Consider the following 16,416-nt stretch of genomic DNA (forward strand, 5'->3'; position numbering starts at 1 on the left):
CGATGAGTCACGCCGACGAGGCACACGGCGCGCCGCCGGATTCGTCCGACGCCGCGCTCGCCGCGCCCGCCACCGATTCGACGCCGGACACCGTCGACGGCATTGCGTTCGCGCGCCTGTACGGCGAGCCGCTCTTCAAGCTGCCCACCGACCTCTATATCCCGCCGGACGCGCTCGAGGTGTTCCTCGAAACGTTCGAGGGACCGCTGGATCTGCTGCTGTACCTGATCCGCAAGCAGAACTTCAACGTGCTCGACATCCCGATGGCGGATGTCACGGTGCAGTACCTCGGCTACGTCGACCAGTTGCGCCAGACCAATCTCGAACTCGCCTCCGAATATCTGCTGATGGCGGCCATGCTGATCGAGATCAAGTCGCGCATGCTGCTGCCCGTCAAGAAAGCGGACAGCGGCGAGGAAGCCGAGGACCCGCGCGCCGAACTCGTGCGCCGCCTGCTCGAATACGAGCAGATGAAGCTGGCCGCGCAGCGCATCGACCAGTTGCCGCAACTCGGGCGCGACTTCCTGCGCGCCGAGGTCTACATCGAGCAAAGCATCACGCCGCGCTTTCCGGACGTGAACAGCGAAGACCTGCGCGCCGCGTGGGCCGACGTCATCAAGCGCGCGAAGCTCGTGCAGCATCACAAGATTTCGCGCGAAGAACTGTCCGTGCGCGAGCACATGAGCACGATCCTGCGGCAGTTGCAGAACGCGCGTTTCATGGAGTTCTCCGACCTGTTCGACACCAGCAAGGGCGTGCCCGTCGTGGTCGTCAACTTCATCGCGGTACTTGAGCTGTGCAGGGAATCGCTCGTTGAAATTACCCAGGCCGAGCCGTTCGCACCGATTTATGTGCGCCTCGCCTACCTGCCGGCCTGAGCGCCGGCGAGAAGCCGAAGCGAGGCGCCTCGCCGCCGCGCGAGGCGTTTCCGCGGCGGCGTAACACCGCCCGGCCGCACGCTCCCGAGTCGCGCTTCAGGCGTCATTTCGGTGCATAGCGGCGTCAAATCCACTACAATCCCGCGCTCCGAACCTGTCATTACCAGTGAGGCCGCGGGCCGCGCAATCGGCCAGCGCCGTGCGTCAACCGAGTCTCGCGCCGCGCGAGGAATCCCTGTCCGATCATGAAAGTCATCAGCTCGATCCATGAATTGCGCGACCAGTTGCGCGGCCAGAATCGCACGGCCTTCGTGCCGACCATGGGCAATCTGCACGAAGGCCATCTGTCGCTGATGCGGCTCGCGCGCCAGCACGGCGATCCGGTGGTGGCGAGCATCTTCGTCAATCGTCTGCAGTTTGGACCGAACGAGGATTTCGACAAATATCCGCGCACGCTCGAAGCCGACATCGAGAAGCTGCAGAAAGAAAACGTCTACGTGCTGTTCGCGCCGACCGAGCGCGATCTGTATCCGGAGCCGCAGGAGTACCGCGTGCATCCGCCGCACGATCTGGGCGACATCCTCGAAGGCGAATTCCGGCCGGGCTTTTTCCAGGGCGTCTGTACCGTCGTGATGAAGCTGATGTCGTGCGTACAGCCACGCGTCGCGGTGTTCGGCAAGAAGGACTACCAGCAGTTGATGATCGTGCGCCGCATGTGCCACCAGTTCGCGTTGCCGACGGACATCATCGCCGCTGAAACCGTGCGCGATACCGACGGTCTCGCGCTCAGTTCGCGCAACCGCTATCTGGAGGCGGCTGAGCGCGCCGAAGCGCCGATGCTCGCCGCCGAACTGAACCGCGTGCGCGACGCCGTGCTCGCGGGCGAGCGCGACTTCGCGTCGCTCGAACGGGCCGCAATGGCAGCGCTCGCCGCGCGCGGCTGGCAGCCCGACTACGTCGCGGTGCGCAAGCGCTCGAATCTGCTGCCGCCGGGTCCGCAAGACGCGAACGCGGAACTCGTCGTGCTGGCGGCCGCCAAGCTGGGTGCGACCCGTCTGATCGACAACCTCGAAATCTGAAATTGTCCTAGGCGATTGGACATCGCCTAAGAGTCAAGGATGGACTAGCCATGCAACGCAACATGCTGAAGTCAAAGATCCACCGCGTCGCGGTCACGCATTGCGAGCTGCACTACGAAGGCTCATGCGCGATCGACGAAGACCTGCTGGAAGCGGCGAACATCGTCGAAAACGAGCGCATCGACATCTGGAACATCAACAACGGCGAGCGTTTCTCGACCTATGCGATCAAGGGCGAGCGCGGCAGCGGCATGATTTCGCTGAACGGTTCGGCGGCGCGGCGCGCGCAGCTGGGCGATCTGGTGATCATCGCGGCGTTTGCCATGGTCGACGAGGCGGAACTGAAGGCTGGCTGGAAGCCGGATCTGGTGTTCGTCGACGAAAACAACAAGATGAAGGGCAGCCGGGATCACGTGCCCACGCAGAACTGGACCTGAGCCGGCGCGCCCGGGGTTCGCTCCGGGTCTGGCTTCGAACCGCTGCCCGACTCTCCGTCCCACTCTTTATCCACGCCTCGGGCAAACGCGGCACAGCGCCCGCTCAGCCTTTTTTCGCGGCGCCGTTCGTCCATTCGATGATCGGCTGCCACTGCTCCAGGTCCTTCTCCACCCGGCTTTTCGCGACGTCCCACAGCGTCAGGCCGTGCGCCGCGAGCTGCACGTAGTTCTGCGTGTCGCGCAAATAGCCGAGCACGGGCAGCTTCAATCCTTCGACGAAACGGTGTAACTGCTCGGCCGAGCGCGTGCGGGCGTCCACCCGCATGCCGACCACGCCGATCTCGATTGCGCCTTTCCTGACCGCCTTTTCCTTGGCCAGCCGCTCCAGAAAGTCCTGCGTCGCGAGGATGTCGAACATGGACGGCTGCAGCGGCACGATCACCTTGTCCGCCAGCTCCAGCGCGATGTTCATGCGATTGCCGTGCAGCCCGGCCGGCGTGTCGATGATCGCGTGCTCGAGGCCCTTCGGCGGTTTGGCGGGCGTGTCGGGGTTCACTTCCCAGGTCTCGATGGCCGGCAAGGTGTCGGGCCGCAACGACAGCCACGCGTGCGCCGACTGCTGCTTGTCGAGATCCGCGAGCGCCACCCACTCGCCGTTTGCGGCGAAATAGCCGGCCAGATTCGTCGACAGCGTGGTTTTGCCCACGCCGCCCTTCGGATTCGCCACCACGATTACCGTCATGAATACTCCCGGAAAGAAGGCTGGCGATGCCAGCCGGTTTGCCGCTTTCTACCTCGTTTTCCGCCAGCTTGTCTGTATTGCGCTGGCTCCTTTGGGGGATGCCCCGCTGTCATGTCGGCGCGCGGGTTTGCTGCATCTTGAGCCCGCGCGCCGATCCAGCCGTTGATAATATCGACAAATCCAGCAAGGCCGAAGCCCCCGAACGGCTAATCGGCCGTCGTCCGTCAGCGAATTTATCTTTCGAGGAAGCGCAATCCATGAGCAAGCTCCGCCCGGAATACACCGTCGAACGCCTGCACGAACGCCAGAAAGGCAAGCTGCCCGGCTTGCTGGGCGTGCAGGTGCTGTCGCTGGATGAAGGCATGCTGAGCGCGCAACTGACCGTGCGCGACGAACTGCTCGCGCCGAACGGCTTTCTGCATGCGGCCACGGTGATCGGTCTCGCGGACACCGCCTGCGGCTACGCGTGCCTCGCGCATCTGCCGGAGACGGCGCGCAATTTCACGACAGTCGAGCTGAAAAGCAATTTCCTCGGCACGGCAACGGAAGGCGCGATCCGCGCGGTGGCGAAAGCCGTGCACCTTGGCCGCAGCACGCAGGTGTGGGACGCGACTGTCACCGATCCGAATGGCAAGACCATCGCGCTTTTTCGCTGCACGCAGATTGTGTTGTATTGACGAGACTGCCAACGCGCAACCGACCCAACCGGCGCAACCGGTCGCGCCGGGAATAAAAAAGCACGCGGCCCGAGGGCGCGTGCTTTTTTGCATCCTGCGTCGCGCGAAGGGTTGGCAGCCGGTGGCGGCAACCGCGCCGCACGACCGCCCCTTGGCACGAATGAATCAGGCGACCGCTGCGCTCGGCGCCCTCAGGCCGCCGAGCGCGAACGCGCCGCCGCCAAGCAACGACTGCACGACGAGCGTCACCGCCCAGAACGCTGGATATTCCCAGCCGCCGTGCGGCGAGCCGAAGCCCCAGCCGTTATGCCAATGCGCGGACATCGCGCCGAGCATGAACGGCAGCAGCACGAGCGCGACCCAGCGCACCTGCACGCCCAGCAAGAGCGCAATACCGCCGATCAGCTCGACGAACGCCGTCACGTAAGCGAGCCATCCAGGCAAGCCGAGCGAAGCGAAGAACTGCGCCGTGCCGGGCAGCGTGAACACAAAAATTTTCTGCAGGCTGTGCGCGAGGTAGAGCACGCCGAGGGCGACGCGCAAAACGAGCGCCGCGAGATCGGCGGAACGGTTCGAATTCATGACGGATCCTTGTGAGAGTGGAAAACGGCTCGCTACGAAGCCGGTCGATGCCCCCACTCTATTCGAACCGATACACGCGAAAAACCTTGAATCCCGCTTTGATTATTTCCGGATAAGAATCAATGCCCGCGCGAACGGGCAGCGATCAACCCACCGCGGCCATTAATTTCGCCAGGTCGAGGTGCTCGGCGAGCGTGTCGGCGAGCCGTTCCAGCGACGCTTCGCGCAACGCGGGGTAGTCAATCGCCTCGGCGTCGCTCAGTCCCGCCCAGCCCAGCAGCGCCGCGCAGGCGGCCGGCGTGTCGAAGAGGCCGTGCACGTAGGTGGCGAGGATCTGGCCGTCGGAGGAAATTGCGCCGTCGGGATGCGGCTCTCCCGCCTCTTCCGCCTCTTCCGTTTGTCCGGCTTGTACCAGCCGCAGCGCCGGCGTTTCCAGCGCCGGTCCCCGCGTTTCGCCCATATGAATTTCATAACCCGCGACTTCCGGCGAGCCCGGCAGCGCCAGGCGGCCCGTCACGTTCTTCAGCGTCTTGTCGCGCGTCAGCACAGTCGAGTAGTCGAGCCAGCCGAGTCCCGGGAACGTCCCCGGCGCGCCTTCCACGCCGTGCGGGTCGGCCACCTCGCGGCCCAGCATCTGCATCCCGCCGCAGATGCCGATCACCCGCCCGCCATAGCGCAAATGCCGTTGCAGCACCGCGTCCCAGCCTTGCGCGCGCAGAAACGCCAGGTCGCCCGGCACGTTTTTCGAACCCGGCAGGATGATCAGATCGGCGGGCGGCGGCGCCATGCCGCTTCGCACGTAATGGAAATCGACCTGCGGATGGGCGCGCAGCGCGTCGAAATCCGTGTGATTGCTGATATGCGGCAACACCGGCACGACCACCCGCAGCGTGCGTGCGGCGTCGCCGCGCTGCGCGGCGCGCAGCTCGGGCGGCAGCATGTCCTCGGCGTCGAGCGCGAGGCCGTGCAGGTAAGGGACCACACCGAGCACGGGCTTGCCGGTTTTCGCTTCCAGCCAGTCGAGCCCCGGCCTCAGCAGTCCAATATCGCCGCGAAAACGGTTGATGATGAAACCGCGCACGCGCGCCTGCTCGCTCTCTGACAGACACGCGAGCGTTCCCGTCAGATGCGCGAATACCCCGCCCCGGTCGATGTCGGCCACCAGCACAACCGGACAATCCACCGCCTCGGCGAAACCCATGTTGGCGATATCGCGCTCGCGCAGATTGATCTCGGCCGGACTGCCCGCGCCTTCGACGAAAATCGTGTCGTACGCCGCTTGCAGCCGCGCATAGGATTGCAGCACCGCCTCGAACGCGACCGGCTTGTACTCGTGATAGGCGCGGGCGTCGAGGTTCATGCGCGCCTTGCCGTGGATGATCACCTGCGCGCCGCGATCGCTCGTCGGCTTGAGCAGCACGGGATTCAGGTCGGTGTGCGCGGCGATGCCGGCCGCCACCGCCTGCAGCGCCTGGGCACGCCCGATCTCGCCGCCGTCGACGGTGACCGCGCTGTTAAGCGCCATGTTCTGCGGCTTGAAGGGCGCGACGCGCACCCCGGCGCGGCGCGCGAGCCGGCACAGGCCGGCGACGAGCGTGCTTTTGCCGGCATCGGACGTGGTGCCCTGGATCATCAGCGTGCCGCGCGGCACGGCAAGCGCGTCATGCGGGAACTCGGGCGAAACGGATTGGGTGCTCACGGAAACGTTGGACTCGGCGATGGCAAGAGTGAAGGGCGGGCCGCGAAGCAGGAAACCACGCGGCCGCCGCACGGATCGCGGCATTATCCCATCGCGCCGGGCCGCGCTGCGCGCCGGTACAATCACGCGATGATTTCCCGCGACCTCACCTTCATTCTCGGCGGCGCGCGCTCGGGCAAGAGCGTGCACGCGGAGCAGCTTGCCGCCCGGAGCGCGCTGCCCGTCACCTATGTCGCCACCGCGCGCGTGACCGGCGACGCCGAATTCAACGCGCGCATCGCGCATCATCGCGCGCGGCGGCCTGCGCACTGGCGGCTGCTGGAGGCGGATCTCGACCTCGCGGGCGCGGTGTCGAAGGTCGACGCGCCCGGGCATTGCACGCTGATCGACTGCCTGACGCTGTGGCTCGCCAACCTGCTGTGTCCCGCCGACGGCGAGCCGCTAGCGCCCGCTCGATATCAGGCGCACATCGAGGCGCTCGAGGCCGCGCTTGGGAACGCCCGCGGCAAGATCATCGCGGTCAGCAACGAAATCGGTCTGGGCGTCGTGCCGCTCGGCGCGGCCACGCGTCTTTACGTCGACGAACTCGGGCGGCTCAATCAGCGCATCGCGGCACTCTCCACCCAGGCCACGCTGATGGTCGCGGGCCTGCCGCTCGCGCTGAAACCCGCAGGCGGCGCGTGATGCTGTCGCTTCCACTCATCGTGACGTTGGCAACGGCGGGCGTGGCCGTCGACCGCTGGATCGGCGAGCCGCGCGGCGCGCATCCGCTCGTCGGCTTCGGCAAATGGGCGGCGCGCCTCGAAGCACACTACAACCGCGGCCGCCGCCTGAGGCTGAAGGGCCTGCTCGCATGGGCGCTGGCCGTGCTGCCGCCGGTGCTCGCTGCCTCGTGGCTCGTGGCCGTGCTGCCGTTTTTCGCGGCCTGCGCCGTCCACGTCGCGCTGCTGTGGTTCGCCCTCGGCGCACGCAGTCTGCACGACCATATCGAGCCGATTGCGCAGGCGCTCGCGCAGCGCGACCTCGCGCAGGCGCGCCTCTTGACCGCACGCATCGTCTCGCGCGAAACCGCGCATGCCGACGAAGCCGCCCTGTCGCGCGCCGCGGTCGAATCGGCGCTCGAAAACGGCAACGACGCCATTTTCGGCGCCCTCTTCTGGTTTGCGATTGCGGGCGGGCCGGGTGCGCTCGGCTTTCGCCTCGCCAATACGCTCGATGCGATGTGGGGTTATCGCACGCCGCGCTATCTTCGCTTCGGCTGGGCCGCCGCGCGCCTCGACGACGTGCTCAACTGGATTCCCGCGCGCCTCACCGCCGCGAGCTACGCGCTGCTCGGCGACACGCGCACCGCGTGGCGCTGCTGGCGCGAGCAGGCGCCGCGCTGGGACAGTCCGAATGCCGGGCCGGTGATGGCCTCGGGCGCGGGCAGTCTGAATGTGCTGATCGGCGGCCCAGCGGTGTATCACGGCGCGCTCGAACATCGGCCCACGCTCGGCTTCGGCCATCCCGCGAAGGCCGCGCATATCACGGCCGCGCTGATGCTGGTCGAGCGCACCGTCATTCTGTGGCTTGCGGTACTGATCGTGCTGGCCTTGCTGAGCGTGCCGCTGCATGTCTGAGCGAAGCGCCGTGCCGGATTCACTTCGCCATACGGACCCTCAGCAGGGCTCGCCCGCGACGGCCTCGTCTGCATCGGCCGACGCGTCGCCTCACGCCCCGTCTCACGCCCCGCCTCTCGCTTCAATCGCGCACGGCGGCAACCTGCACGAAGCGGCCGCGCGCTATCGCATCCCGTACGAAGACTGGCTGGACCTGTCGACAGGCATCAATCCGCACGGCTATCCGGTGCCGCCCGTCCCCGCCGATGCGTGGCGCCGTCTGCCCGACGAAGGCGACGGCCTCGCGGACTGCGCCGCGCGCTATTACGGCGCGCCCGATGCGGCGCACGTGTTGCCCGTGGCAGGAAGCCAGGCGGCCATCCGTGCGCTGCCGGCCTTGCTGCCGCGCGCGCAAGTCGGCATCGCGCCGCTCACGTACAGCGAATACGCGCCGGCATTCGAACGTGCCGGGCATCGCGTCGTAGCGCTCGACATTTCGTGGGACGTCCTGCCCGAGGCGCTCACGCATGTAATCGTTGTGAATCCGAATAATCCGACCGCCGAGCACCTGAGCGCGGCAAAGCTGCTTGCGTGGCATGCGCAACTGAGCGAGCGCGGCGGCACGCTGCTTGTCGACGAAGCCTTCGTCGACACCGTGCCCGCCGCTTCGCTTGCAGCCCACACGAACCGCGAAGGTCTCATCGTGCTGCGTTCGCCGGGCAAGTTCTTCGGCCTTGCGGGCGTGCGCGCCGGTTTCGTGCTGGCATCGCCCGCCGTGCTGCAAAGCTTGCGGCTCACGCTGGGCGCATGGACCGTCAGCGGCCCGGCGCGGCATGCCGTCAAAGCGGCATTCGCGGATCACGCCTGGCAGCAGCAGATGCGCTCGCGGCTCGCCGCGGACAGCGCGCGCCTCGTCGCGCTGCTGCAGGCCCACGGCATTCGCCCACGCGCCACGCCGCTTTTCGCATGGACCGACGACGCGCGCGCCGCCGCCCTGCATGAAGCGCTGGCCACACGCGGTGTGTGGACGCGGCTTTTCGCCGCCACGAGCAGCGTGCGTTTTGGGTTGCCAGAAAGCGAGGCGGAATGGGCGCGTCTGCAAGACAGCTTGCGTGCCGCGATGGAAACGATCGACGCGGCGGGAGCACGCTGATCCGTGGATCACCGCGCAAAACGGCCGCGCCTCGCAGCGCTCACTGAAACGCTCAACGCAAACACTCGACGTCAGGCCCCGATGACTTCATCCGCGCGCTTCATGCGCCTCGCCCTCGCTGCCGGCCTCATTGCCGTGACCTTGCCGGCGCGCGCCGGCATCACCGTGACCGACGACACAGGCGCCGCCGTGACGCTCCCCGCCGCGGCCCAGCGCGTGATCAGCCTCGCGCCGCACGTGACCGAACTGCTGTACGCGGCCGGCGGCGCATCGAAGATGGTGGGCGCCGTGTCCTATAGCGACTATCCGCCCGAGGCGAAACAGCTGCCGCGCGTCGGCGACAACAAGTCGCTCGATCTCGAACGCATCGTCGCGTTGAAACCCGATCTGATCGTGGTGTGGCGGCATGGCAATGCACAACGTCAACTCGAACGTCTGCGCGAACTGCACATACCGTTGTTCTTCAGCGAGCCGCATCGCCTGGACGATATTGCCGTCTCGCTGACGAAGCTCGGCCAGTTGCTCGGCACGTCGTCCACCGCGGATCCGGCGGCCGCCGCGTATCGCCGCGACGTCGCGAACCTGCGTGCGCAGTACGCGAAACGGCCGGCCGTGAGCGTGTTCTATCAGGTGTGGGATCAGCCGTTGATGACGCTCAACGGCGAGCACATGGTCAGCGACGTGATCGAGCTATGCGGCGGGCGCAACGTGTTCGCCGCGCTGCAACCGCTCGTGCCGACGGTGTCGACGGAAGCGGTGCTCGCCGCGAATCCCGAAGCCATCGTCACGGCGGCGCCCGGCGCGACGAAACCGGACACCACGTTGCCGCAGCTCGGCGTATGGCGCGCGTGGCCGCGTCTATTGGCGGTGGCCGATAACAACCTGTTTGCCATCGACGGCGATCTCATCAACCGGCCCTCGCCGCGCATCGTGCAAGGCGCGAAGCAGATGTGCGAGGACCTGGAACTCGCGCGCTCGCGCAGAAAGCCGAACGCTCAGTGACTCGGGCGCGTGACCCAGGCGCGCGACTCAGGCCCGCGACCTAAGCTGGACTTAGGGGCGTGACTCAGGAGCATGACTTAGGAGCGTGACTTAGGAGCGTGAGTCAGGAGCGTGACTTAGGAGCGTGACTTAGGAGCGTGACTTAGGAGCGTGAGTCAAGAGCGTCACTCGTGACTCAGCCGCGGCAAAGCGCACAAAGCGCGCCCGCGCTCACGCATTCCATTTCACGAGCGACCACAGCTGTCCTTCGGCGCCGCGGCGCAGCCAGACCATGCCACCCGTCTCGAGCGACCAGCGCAAGCAGCGTTCGAGCGGCAGATCGAGCGCCAGTGACGCAATTGCGCGCATCACGCCCGCATGCGTAACCACATACGCGGGCGAGAGTTCGCGAGTCTGCGTGTACGCATCGAACCATGCGCGCACGCGCATGACGAACTGCGCGACGCTCTCGCCGCCATGCGCTCGCGCGTGTTCGAAATTCGCAGCCCAGTCGTCGAGCAGTTCGCGATCGATCGCGTCCCAGCGGCGCTCTTCCCAAGCGCCGAAATTCATTTCCTTTAACCGATCGTCGTGGCTCAACGCGCAGCCGAAATCGTTCGCCATTTCGACGGCGAGCGCGGAGCAGCGCGTCAGCGGACTCGACATGACGACGCGCGGCGCGGGGACCTGCAAGGCCGCCAGCCGCAGCGCGAGCGCGGCCGACGACACGTCGGCGGCCTCGGCGAGCGCCACGTCGCTGTGGCCGTAGCAAACACCCGCGTCGAGCGCGACGGCGGGATGGCGAATCAGAACGATATCCATGCGAGCCCCACGAGGTAGATGCCCAGTTCGAAAATCTGCTGCGCCAGGCCAAGGCAGTCGCCGGTGTAGCCGCCTATGCGCCTCGTGAAATAGCGGCCCATTGCAAAGCGCAGCACGAGCAGCAGCGCAAGCGCCGCGCCGGCAAAACGCCAGTCGGCCATGAAGAGCCCACGCGGACCGTCCGGCCATAACAGCCACGGCAATCCGAAAATCGCCGCACACAGGAGCGCTGGGGCGCTCAGACGCTGCGCAACCGGCTTCGCCTTGCCTTCGGCGCGCACGTAGTCGTGCGTCGCGAGGTAGCTGATTGCGCCCGCGCGGCTTGCTGCATGGGCCGCGATCATCAGACTGGCGGCGCGCAGCGGCGGCAACGCGGCGAGCGTTTGCCACTTGAGCGCGAGCGCAACGATGAGCGCCATTGCGCCAAATGCGCCGATCCGCGAGTCATGCATGATGCGCAACACGTCGTCGCGCGTATAGGCGCCACCGAACGCATCGACGCAATCGGCCAGACCGTCTTCATGAAACGCGCCGGTGATCAACAGCGACGACGCCATCGACAGCAACACCGCGACGCCCGCCGGAAACACGCGCAGCGCCGCAAGGTAGACCAGTGCACTGACGCCGCCGATCAACACGCCGACGAGCGGAAAATAACGCGCCGCCGCATTCAGATAATGCGGTTCGTAGCCGACCCAGCGCGGCACGGGCACACGCGTGAAATAGCCAAGCGCCGTGAAGAAGTAGCGCAATTCCGCCAGCGGGTTCATGAGTGCGTCGTCGCGTGCATGATGTGGGAAAAAGTCGGCGCGCGTCGCTCAGGCTTCGCGATTCGCGACGCCAGCCGATTCGAAGCTCGCCATCTCGTTGATGAACGCGCAGGCCGCGCGCAGCAGCGGCACGGCGAGCGCCGCGCCGGTGCCTTCGCCGAGCCGCATGTCGAGCGACAGCAGCGGCTTCGCGCCGAAATGCGCGAGCATGCGCCGGTGCCCCGCTTCGTCGGATGCATGCGCAAACACGCAGTATTCGCGCACGTGAGGTGCGATCGCGTCGGCAACCAGCAGCGCCGAACTGGCGATGAAGCCGTCCACGACGATCGTCATCCGCGCGTGCGCAGCCGCGAGATACGCGCCGGCCATCATGGCGATTTCAAAGCCGCCGAAGGTTGCGAGCACATCGAATGCGGCATGACACGCGTCGTGATGCGCGAGCGCCGCGGCCAGCACAGCGCGCTTTTTTGCGAGCCCGGCGTCGTCGAGACCGGTGCCGCGGCCCACGCACTCGTCGATCGGCACGCCGCACAGGCGGCTCATCAGACACGCCGCCGCCGACGTATTCGCGATGCCCATCTCGCCGAAACCGATCACATTGCTGCCGAGCGCCGCGTGATGCCGCACGCGCGCGGCGCCCGCTTGCATGGCGGTCAGCGCCTCGTCGTGCGTCATCGCCGGTTCGTGCGCGAAGTTGCGCGTGCCCGCCGCAACGGAGATGTCGACGAGCCCGTCGGTGCGCGGCAGCGGCGTCGCAATGCCCGCATTCACCACTTCGAGTTCGATGTCCGCGACGCGGCTGAAGGCATTGACCGCCGCGCCGCCCGCGAGGAAATTCGCGACCATCTGCGCGGTCACCGCTTGCGGATAAGGGCTCACGCCTTCGGCGGCAATACCGTGATCGCCCGCGAACACGATCAGCACCGGCCGTTCTACCGCGGGACGCGTGCTGCGCTGGATCAGGCCCATTTGACGCGCGAGCGTTTCGAGCTGACCGAGACTGCCGGGCGGCTTCGTCTTCGTATCGATGATGTGCTGAAGTTCGCCGCGCAAGCTTTGATCGAGCGGTTCAACTTCGGGCAACGCGGACAAGCCAGTCGTGAATGTCATGAGTGCCTGCAAATAGATGATGTTGTGTTCTGTTTTATCCGCGTGCCGGTGTGTCATGAACCGAAAGCGATTCGTGACGCGAACGCGCTGCGGGAATGAGCGCCTCGTGGTCGCCCTCGCGGATCAGGACGAGCGGATAGCCGAATACGCGGCTCGTCAATGCGGGTGTGAGTACGTCCCGCACGGGGCCGGCATAGGCGGCGCCCTCGCCGTCGAGCAGCAACGCGTGCGTCGCAAAGCGGCGCGCCAGATTCAGGTCGTGACATGAAAAGAGGACCGTGCGTCCCGCCTCGCGCGTCCATTCGTGGAGTACTTCCAGGCACTGTATCTGATGATGCAGGTCCAGATGCGCAAGCGGTTCGTCGAGCAGCAAGAGCGGCGCCGCCTGGCACAACACGGCCGCGAGCGCCACGCGCTGGCGTTCGCCGCCGGAGAGCGACAACACGTCGCGCGCCGCCAGATCGCTGAGGCCGAGCACATCGAGCGCCGCGCGCGCGGCCTCGCGATCGACCTCACGCTCCCAGCCCCAGCCGGTCAGATGCGGAAAGCGGTTGAGCATGACGACGTCAAGCACACTTGCGCTGAAGGTGTCCGGCGCGCTTTGCGGCATGAGCGCGCGACGCTGTGCGAGTGGCTGGCCGTGCCAGTCGGCAAGGCCCACGCCGTCGAGTTCGACGTGCCCCGCCGCGGGTTGTCTCAAACCCGCGAGCGTCGACAGGAGCGTCGTTTTGCCCGCGCCGTTCGGACCGGCCACGCACCAGATTTCGCCCGGATAGAAGGTATGCGTGAAGGCGTCGAGCAAGGTCCGGGCGCCGGCGCGCAAGGTCACGCGCTGGGCGCTGAGCGAGGGTTGGGCGAGGTTGGAGGCGTGCATCATCGGCGGGTGCGCAGCAGCATCCACAGGAACACGGGCACGCCGACGATCGACGTGATGACGCCAACCGGCAATTGCGCAGGCGCGATGACGAGGCGCGCGATCAGGTCGGCGCCCATGACCGCGACGCCGCCGCCGAGCGCCGCGGCGGGCAGCAGCATGCGTTGATCGTTGCCGAACGCGAGCCGCAGCATATGCGGCACGACGAGCCCGACAAAGCCGATGGTGCCCGCCGTCGTCACGGCCGCCGCCGCGGCGAGCGAGGCTGCGAGGTAGACGCGCAGCCGCAGCGGCATGACCGCGACGCCGAGCGCCTGCGCGACCGCGTCGCCTCGTAAAAGCACATTCAGCCGCGGCGCCACCGGCACGATCGCAATCAGCACGACGACGAGCGCGGCAAGCGCGGTCCATGGCATCGCGTTGCCGTTGAGGTCGCCGGTGAGCCAGAACAGCATGCCGCGCAGACGATTGTCGGGCGCGAGATTCAGCAGCAGCGTGATCAGCGCGCCCCAGCCGGCGGCGATCACCGCGCCCGTCAGCAGCAAACGCGGCGACGTGTCCTGCGGTTCGCCGCGCCACAATTCGTGGCGTGCAAGTCCGAGCACGAGAAGGATCGACACGAACGCGCCCGCGAACGCGAACGCATCGACGAGCCACCACGCGCAGCCGGCGATCATCGCGACGAGCGCGAAGCTGGCGGCGCCACCGGAGACACCCAACACATAGGGCTCCGCGAGCGGATTGCGCAACAGCACTTGCAGCAGCGCGCCCGCTATCGCGAGCAATGCGCCGCATGCGAAGCCGGCCAATGCGCGCGGCAGACGCAGCGTGCGCACGATCTCGCCGGCGAGATCCGCAGACGCCGCGTGCGGCGAAGACGCATGCAGCGGCGCCAGCGCCTCGATCACGCTCGACGGCGCGAGCGCCACGCTGCCCAAGGCGAGCGACGCCATCAGCACGACCAGCGCGGCGAACGCGAGCACGAGCCAGATGGCGGCGGCGCGCTTCGCGCTCATCGGCTGGAGCGTGGCGGGCAGCGAACCGGGATGACGGTTCATCGGCGCGCGCCCGGCAGGGTGCACGGCCTACTGCTGCTGCCAGCCGACCGTGACATACGCACCGCGCCGCGGCGAGTTATACGAGTAGGCCGTTTCATAGTCCTTGTTCAACAGATTCTGGATTTGCGCGGCGACGTACCAGGCCTTCGTGATGTTGTAGCGCGCGGACAGATTCACGATGCCGTAGCCGCCCAGCTTGCCGCTGCTGTCTTCGCGCGGGCCGCTCACGATCCACTCGCCGCCCACGCGCCACCCTGCGATGCTGCGATTCACGGCGAGCGACGCAAAACGCCGCGCACGCCGCACGAGATCTACGTCGTTGTCGAGGTCGACGGGATTTTGCAGCGTCAGCGACGCGCGCACGTCCGTCTTGCCCACATGTCCGCTCCACGATCCTTCGAGCCCCTGCACTTTCGCATGCCCCACGTTCTCGGCCAGGTAGATGCCCGGCGTAACCTGCTGATAGTCGATCAGGTTCGAATAGCGCGTCTGGAAAGCGCTCAAACGCATCACGCCCAGCGCATTCGACGCGTACTGCAGCGCCGCTTCCACCGAGTGGCTGCGCTCGGGCTGGATGGACGGATTGCCGCTTAACGGATAGTACAGATCGTCGAAGCTCGGCGCGCGAAACGAATCCGAGTAGCTTGCGCTCACCTTCCAGTGCGACGTGATGTCGAAGCCGTAGCCGAGATAGTAACTGTTCGCCCCGCCGAAATCCGAGTACTGGTCGCGCCGCACGTTCGCCTGGACCTGGTGGCGTCCAAAGCGCGCCGTGTAGCCTGCAAAACCCGAATCCACGCGACGGGTGGGCGCGGCGAACGTATCGGAATCGAGGCTCTGATCCAGATGCTCGTAGCCGACGCGTAACTTCTGCTGCGCGGCAAGCGCGAAATCGTTCTGCCAGGTGTACTGGCGATTGCCGGTATCGAATCGGCCGCTGTAGAGGCCGTTGGTGTTCGACACGCTGCGGTCGTCGCCTTCGGAGACGATGAAGTGCGTGGTCCACCAGTCGGTCAGCTTGCCGTTCGCAAACGCGGACACCTGACGCACCTTCGTGTACAGGTTGTTCAGATCGGCCGGCGCGCCATATGCGTTGTCGTAGCTGTTGTTGCCGTTCGACTGGAAATAGCTGACGCCCGCGTCCCATTTGTCGCCGAACTTGTGACGCAACGACGCCGAGATACTCTCGTTCAGATAGCCGTTCGCGTTGGGATTCGCATTGGGCGCCTCGCGCGGATTGAGCGCGGAAAAGCCGTCGTCTTTCGAGCGCGCAAGCGAGATGCTGAAGGTCGTGCGGCCGTCTTTATCCAATGCGCCGTTCGCGCCGATTTGCTGCGTCTGCGTGTGATAGCTGCCATAGCCCACGGAGAAATTGAAGCGCGGCGGATGCTCGCCGCCGTCTTTCGTGAACACCTGGACCACGCCGCCAATCGCACCCGAACCATACAGCGCGGACACGTTGCCGTTCACGACCTCGACGTGATCGATCTGGTCGAGCGGAATCTGCGCGATTTGCGCGGCGCCGAGACTCACCGAATCGACACGCACACCGTCGATCAGAACCAGCGATTGCGTCGACGACGCGCCGCGCAAATAGAGGCTCGCCGTCGAACCCGGCCCACCCGTGCGCGAGATTTGCGCGCCGGGCGCGAGTTGCAGCAGGCCGGGCAGATCCGTCGCGGTGGTGTCGGCAAGGTCCTGCTGATCGAAGAGCGACGTTTGCGGGATCGTGTCGGCGAGCGCTTGCGGACCGCGCTCGGCCGTCACGACGACCGGCGATAAAACAGTGAACGAAGAGTCGGCGCTTGCAGGCGCGGCGGCCTGCGCATGCGCGACATGCGGCAGCCCTGCAGAAGCGAGCAACACCGCGCGGGCGATGGGGGACAACATGGAATGAGATTTCCCGTGGATGGCATGCGCGGCCCGCTTCCCCGCAGGCCTTCGCGTAACGGGGTG

Annotated in this window: 17 protein-coding genes; 8 read left to right on the plus strand and 9 right to left on the minus strand. The window is 66.5% G+C overall.

What is annotated here, in order from left to right; genetic code table 11:
* Positions 1-2: 2 nt before the first annotated feature.
* The 3 genes from ACEN8U_RS27720 to panD all read left to right on the plus strand — a co-directional run bounded on the left by ACEN8U_RS27720 (position 3) and on the right by panD (position 2,394).
* Positions 3-878: a segregation and condensation protein A gene (locus tag ACEN8U_RS27720; RefSeq protein ID WP_013587485.1), complete on the plus strand. Its 876-nt coding sequence runs from the start codon at positions 3-5 to the stop codon at positions 876-878.
* Positions 879-1,123: 245 nt separating this feature from the next.
* The gene (panC, locus tag ACEN8U_RS27725; RefSeq protein ID WP_013587484.1) at positions 1,124-1,957 is read left to right on the plus strand and encodes a pantoate--beta-alanine ligase; all 834 of its coding nucleotides are present in this window, start codon (positions 1,124-1,126) and stop codon (positions 1,955-1,957) included.
* Between the two features lie 50 nt (positions 1,958-2,007).
* Positions 2,008-2,394 carry an aspartate 1-decarboxylase gene (panD, locus tag ACEN8U_RS27730; protein ID WP_013587483.1) on the plus strand — a complete coding sequence of 129 codons (387 nt, stop codon included), beginning with the start codon at positions 2,008-2,010 and terminating at the stop codon, positions 2,392-2,394.
* Between the two features lie 103 nt (positions 2,395-2,497).
* Here the strand turns inward: panD and ACEN8U_RS27735 are convergent, their stop codons facing one another.
* Positions 2,498-3,136, minus strand: coding sequence for a ParA family protein (locus ACEN8U_RS27735; protein ID WP_310105816.1), 639 nt, complete (start codon positions 3,134-3,136; stop codon positions 2,498-2,500).
* Between the two features lie 257 nt (positions 3,137-3,393).
* Between ACEN8U_RS27735 and ACEN8U_RS27740 the strand changes: the two genes are divergently transcribed.
* Positions 3,394-3,813 carry a PaaI family thioesterase gene (locus ACEN8U_RS27740; protein ID WP_041745051.1) on the plus strand — a complete coding sequence of 140 codons (420 nt, stop codon included), beginning with the start codon at positions 3,394-3,396 and terminating at the stop codon, positions 3,811-3,813.
* Positions 3,814-3,978: 165 nt separating this feature from the next.
* On the opposite strand, the gene ACEN8U_RS27745 is transcribed toward ACEN8U_RS27740, so the two are convergent.
* Both ACEN8U_RS27745 and ACEN8U_RS27750 read right to left on the minus strand, forming a co-directional pair.
* Entirely contained in the window at positions 3,979-4,395 is a 417-nt protein-coding gene (locus ACEN8U_RS27745) for a DoxX family protein (protein WP_015001982.1), read from the minus strand.
* 145 nt (positions 4,396-4,540) lie between these two features.
* The gene (locus tag ACEN8U_RS27750) at positions 4,541-6,178 is read right to left on the minus strand and encodes a cobyric acid synthase (RefSeq protein ID WP_374725909.1); all 1,638 of its coding nucleotides are present in this window, start codon (positions 6,176-6,178) and stop codon (positions 4,541-4,543) included.
* A gap of 45 nt (positions 6,179-6,223) precedes the next feature.
* Between ACEN8U_RS27750 and cobU the strand changes: the two genes are divergently transcribed.
* From cobU to ACEN8U_RS27770, 4 genes are all read left to right on the plus strand, one after another.
* Positions 6,224-6,778 (plus strand): bifunctional adenosylcobinamide kinase/adenosylcobinamide-phosphate guanylyltransferase, encoded by a 555-nt coding sequence (gene cobU, locus ACEN8U_RS27755; protein ID WP_310105812.1) that lies wholly within the window; start codon positions 6,224-6,226, stop codon positions 6,776-6,778.
* The gene (gene cbiB, locus ACEN8U_RS27760; RefSeq protein ID WP_041745048.1) at positions 6,778-7,713 is read left to right on the plus strand and encodes an adenosylcobinamide-phosphate synthase CbiB; all 936 of its coding nucleotides are present in this window, start codon (positions 6,778-6,780) and stop codon (positions 7,711-7,713) included. Before cobU ends, cbiB begins: the two co-directional genes overlap by 1 nt.
* Positions 7,706-8,845: a threonine-phosphate decarboxylase CobD gene (gene cobD / locus ACEN8U_RS27765; protein WP_310105809.1), complete on the plus strand. Its 1,140-nt coding sequence runs from the start codon at positions 7,706-7,708 to the stop codon at positions 8,843-8,845. The genes cbiB and cobD overlap by 8 nt, the downstream gene beginning before the upstream one ends.
* An 81-nt stretch (positions 8,846-8,926) precedes the next feature.
* On the plus strand, positions 8,927-9,847 hold the full coding sequence (locus tag ACEN8U_RS27770) for a cobalamin-binding protein (protein ID WP_310105807.1): 921 nt from the start codon (positions 8,927-8,929) through the stop codon (positions 9,845-9,847).
* Between the two features lie 210 nt (positions 9,848-10,057).
* Here the strand turns inward: ACEN8U_RS27770 and cobC are convergent, their stop codons facing one another.
* From cobC to ACEN8U_RS27800, 6 genes are read right to left on the minus strand one after another with little or no spacing between them, the layout of a single operon-like run.
* Positions 10,058-10,648, minus strand: coding sequence for an alpha-ribazole phosphatase (gene cobC, locus ACEN8U_RS27775; RefSeq protein ID WP_310105805.1), 591 nt, complete (start codon positions 10,646-10,648; stop codon positions 10,058-10,060).
* Complete coding sequence (locus ACEN8U_RS27780; protein WP_310105803.1) at positions 10,633-11,418, minus strand: adenosylcobinamide-GDP ribazoletransferase; 786 nt, start codon at positions 11,416-11,418, stop codon at positions 10,633-10,635. Before ACEN8U_RS27780 ends, cobC begins: the two co-directional genes overlap by 16 nt.
* 48 nt (positions 11,419-11,466) lie before the next feature.
* A complete protein-coding gene (gene cobT, locus ACEN8U_RS27785; RefSeq protein ID WP_310105801.1) occupies positions 11,467-12,528 on the minus strand; it encodes a nicotinate-nucleotide--dimethylbenzimidazole phosphoribosyltransferase in 1,062 nt (353 codons plus the stop codon).
* Positions 12,529-12,562: 34 nt separating this feature from the next.
* The gene (locus tag ACEN8U_RS27790; RefSeq protein WP_310105799.1) at positions 12,563-13,405 is read right to left on the minus strand and encodes an ABC transporter ATP-binding protein; all 843 of its coding nucleotides are present in this window, start codon (positions 13,403-13,405) and stop codon (positions 12,563-12,565) included.
* The gene (locus ACEN8U_RS27795; protein WP_413658090.1) at positions 13,402-14,460 is read right to left on the minus strand and encodes a FecCD family ABC transporter permease; all 1,059 of its coding nucleotides are present in this window, start codon (positions 14,458-14,460) and stop codon (positions 13,402-13,404) included. Before ACEN8U_RS27795 ends, ACEN8U_RS27790 begins: the two co-directional genes overlap by 4 nt.
* Positions 14,461-14,487: 27 nt before the next feature.
* The gene (locus ACEN8U_RS27800) at positions 14,488-16,350 is read right to left on the minus strand and encodes a TonB-dependent receptor domain-containing protein (protein ID WP_310105794.1); all 1,863 of its coding nucleotides are present in this window, start codon (positions 16,348-16,350) and stop codon (positions 14,488-14,490) included.
* Positions 16,351-16,416: the final 66 nt, after the last annotated feature.

This window comes from Paraburkholderia phenoliruptrix (assembly GCF_047325075.1).
Classification (GTDB): Bacteria; Pseudomonadota; Gammaproteobacteria; order Burkholderiales; family Burkholderiaceae; genus Paraburkholderia; species Paraburkholderia phenoliruptrix.

Bases quoted from the DNA above. Each gene is read 5' to 3' on its own strand.
- ACEN8U_RS27720 (WP_013587485.1), top strand. From the start codon at position 3: ATGAGTCACGCCGACGAGGCACACGGCGCGCCGCCGGATTCGTCCGAC.
- panC (WP_013587484.1), top strand. From the start codon at position 1,124: ATGAAAGTCATCAGCTCGATCCATGAATTGCGCGACCAGTTGCGCGGC.
- panD (WP_013587483.1), top strand. From the start codon at position 2,008: ATGCAACGCAACATGCTGAAGTCAAAGATCCACCGCGTCGCGGTCACG.
- ACEN8U_RS27735 (WP_310105816.1), bottom strand. From the start codon at position 3,136: ATGACGGTAATCGTGGTGGCGAATCCGAAGGGCGGCGTGGGCAAAACC.
- ACEN8U_RS27740 (WP_041745051.1), top strand. From the start codon at position 3,394: ATGAGCAAGCTCCGCCCGGAATACACCGTCGAACGCCTGCACGAACGC.
- ACEN8U_RS27745 (WP_015001982.1), bottom strand. From the start codon at position 4,395: ATGAATTCGAACCGTTCCGCCGATCTCGCGGCGCTCGTTTTGCGCGTC.
- ACEN8U_RS27750 (WP_374725909.1), bottom strand. From the start codon at position 6,178: ATGCCGCGATCCGTGCGGCGGCCGCGTGGTTTCCTGCTTCGCGGCCCG.
- cobU (WP_310105812.1), top strand. From the start codon at position 6,224: ATGATTTCCCGCGACCTCACCTTCATTCTCGGCGGCGCGCGCTCGGGC.
- cbiB (WP_041745048.1), top strand. From the start codon at position 6,778: ATGCTGTCGCTTCCACTCATCGTGACGTTGGCAACGGCGGGCGTGGCC.
- cobD (WP_310105809.1), top strand. From the start codon at position 7,706: ATGTCTGAGCGAAGCGCCGTGCCGGATTCACTTCGCCATACGGACCCT.
- ACEN8U_RS27770 (WP_310105807.1), top strand. From the start codon at position 8,927: ATGACTTCATCCGCGCGCTTCATGCGCCTCGCCCTCGCTGCCGGCCTC.
- cobC (WP_310105805.1), bottom strand. From the start codon at position 10,648: ATGGATATCGTTCTGATTCGCCATCCCGCCGTCGCGCTCGACGCGGGT.
- ACEN8U_RS27780 (WP_310105803.1), bottom strand. From the start codon at position 11,418: ATGAACCCGCTGGCGGAATTGCGCTACTTCTTCACGGCGCTTGGCTAT.
- cobT (WP_310105801.1), bottom strand. From the start codon at position 12,528: ATGACATTCACGACTGGCTTGTCCGCGTTGCCCGAAGTTGAACCGCTC.
- ACEN8U_RS27790 (WP_310105799.1), bottom strand. From the start codon at position 13,405: ATGATGCACGCCTCCAACCTCGCCCAACCCTCGCTCAGCGCCCAGCGC.
- ACEN8U_RS27795 (WP_413658090.1), bottom strand. From the start codon at position 14,460: ATGAACCGTCATCCCGGTTCGCTGCCCGCCACGCTCCAGCCGATGAGC.
- ACEN8U_RS27800 (WP_310105794.1), bottom strand. From the start codon at position 16,350: ATGTTGTCCCCCATCGCCCGCGCGGTGTTGCTCGCTTCTGCAGGGCTG.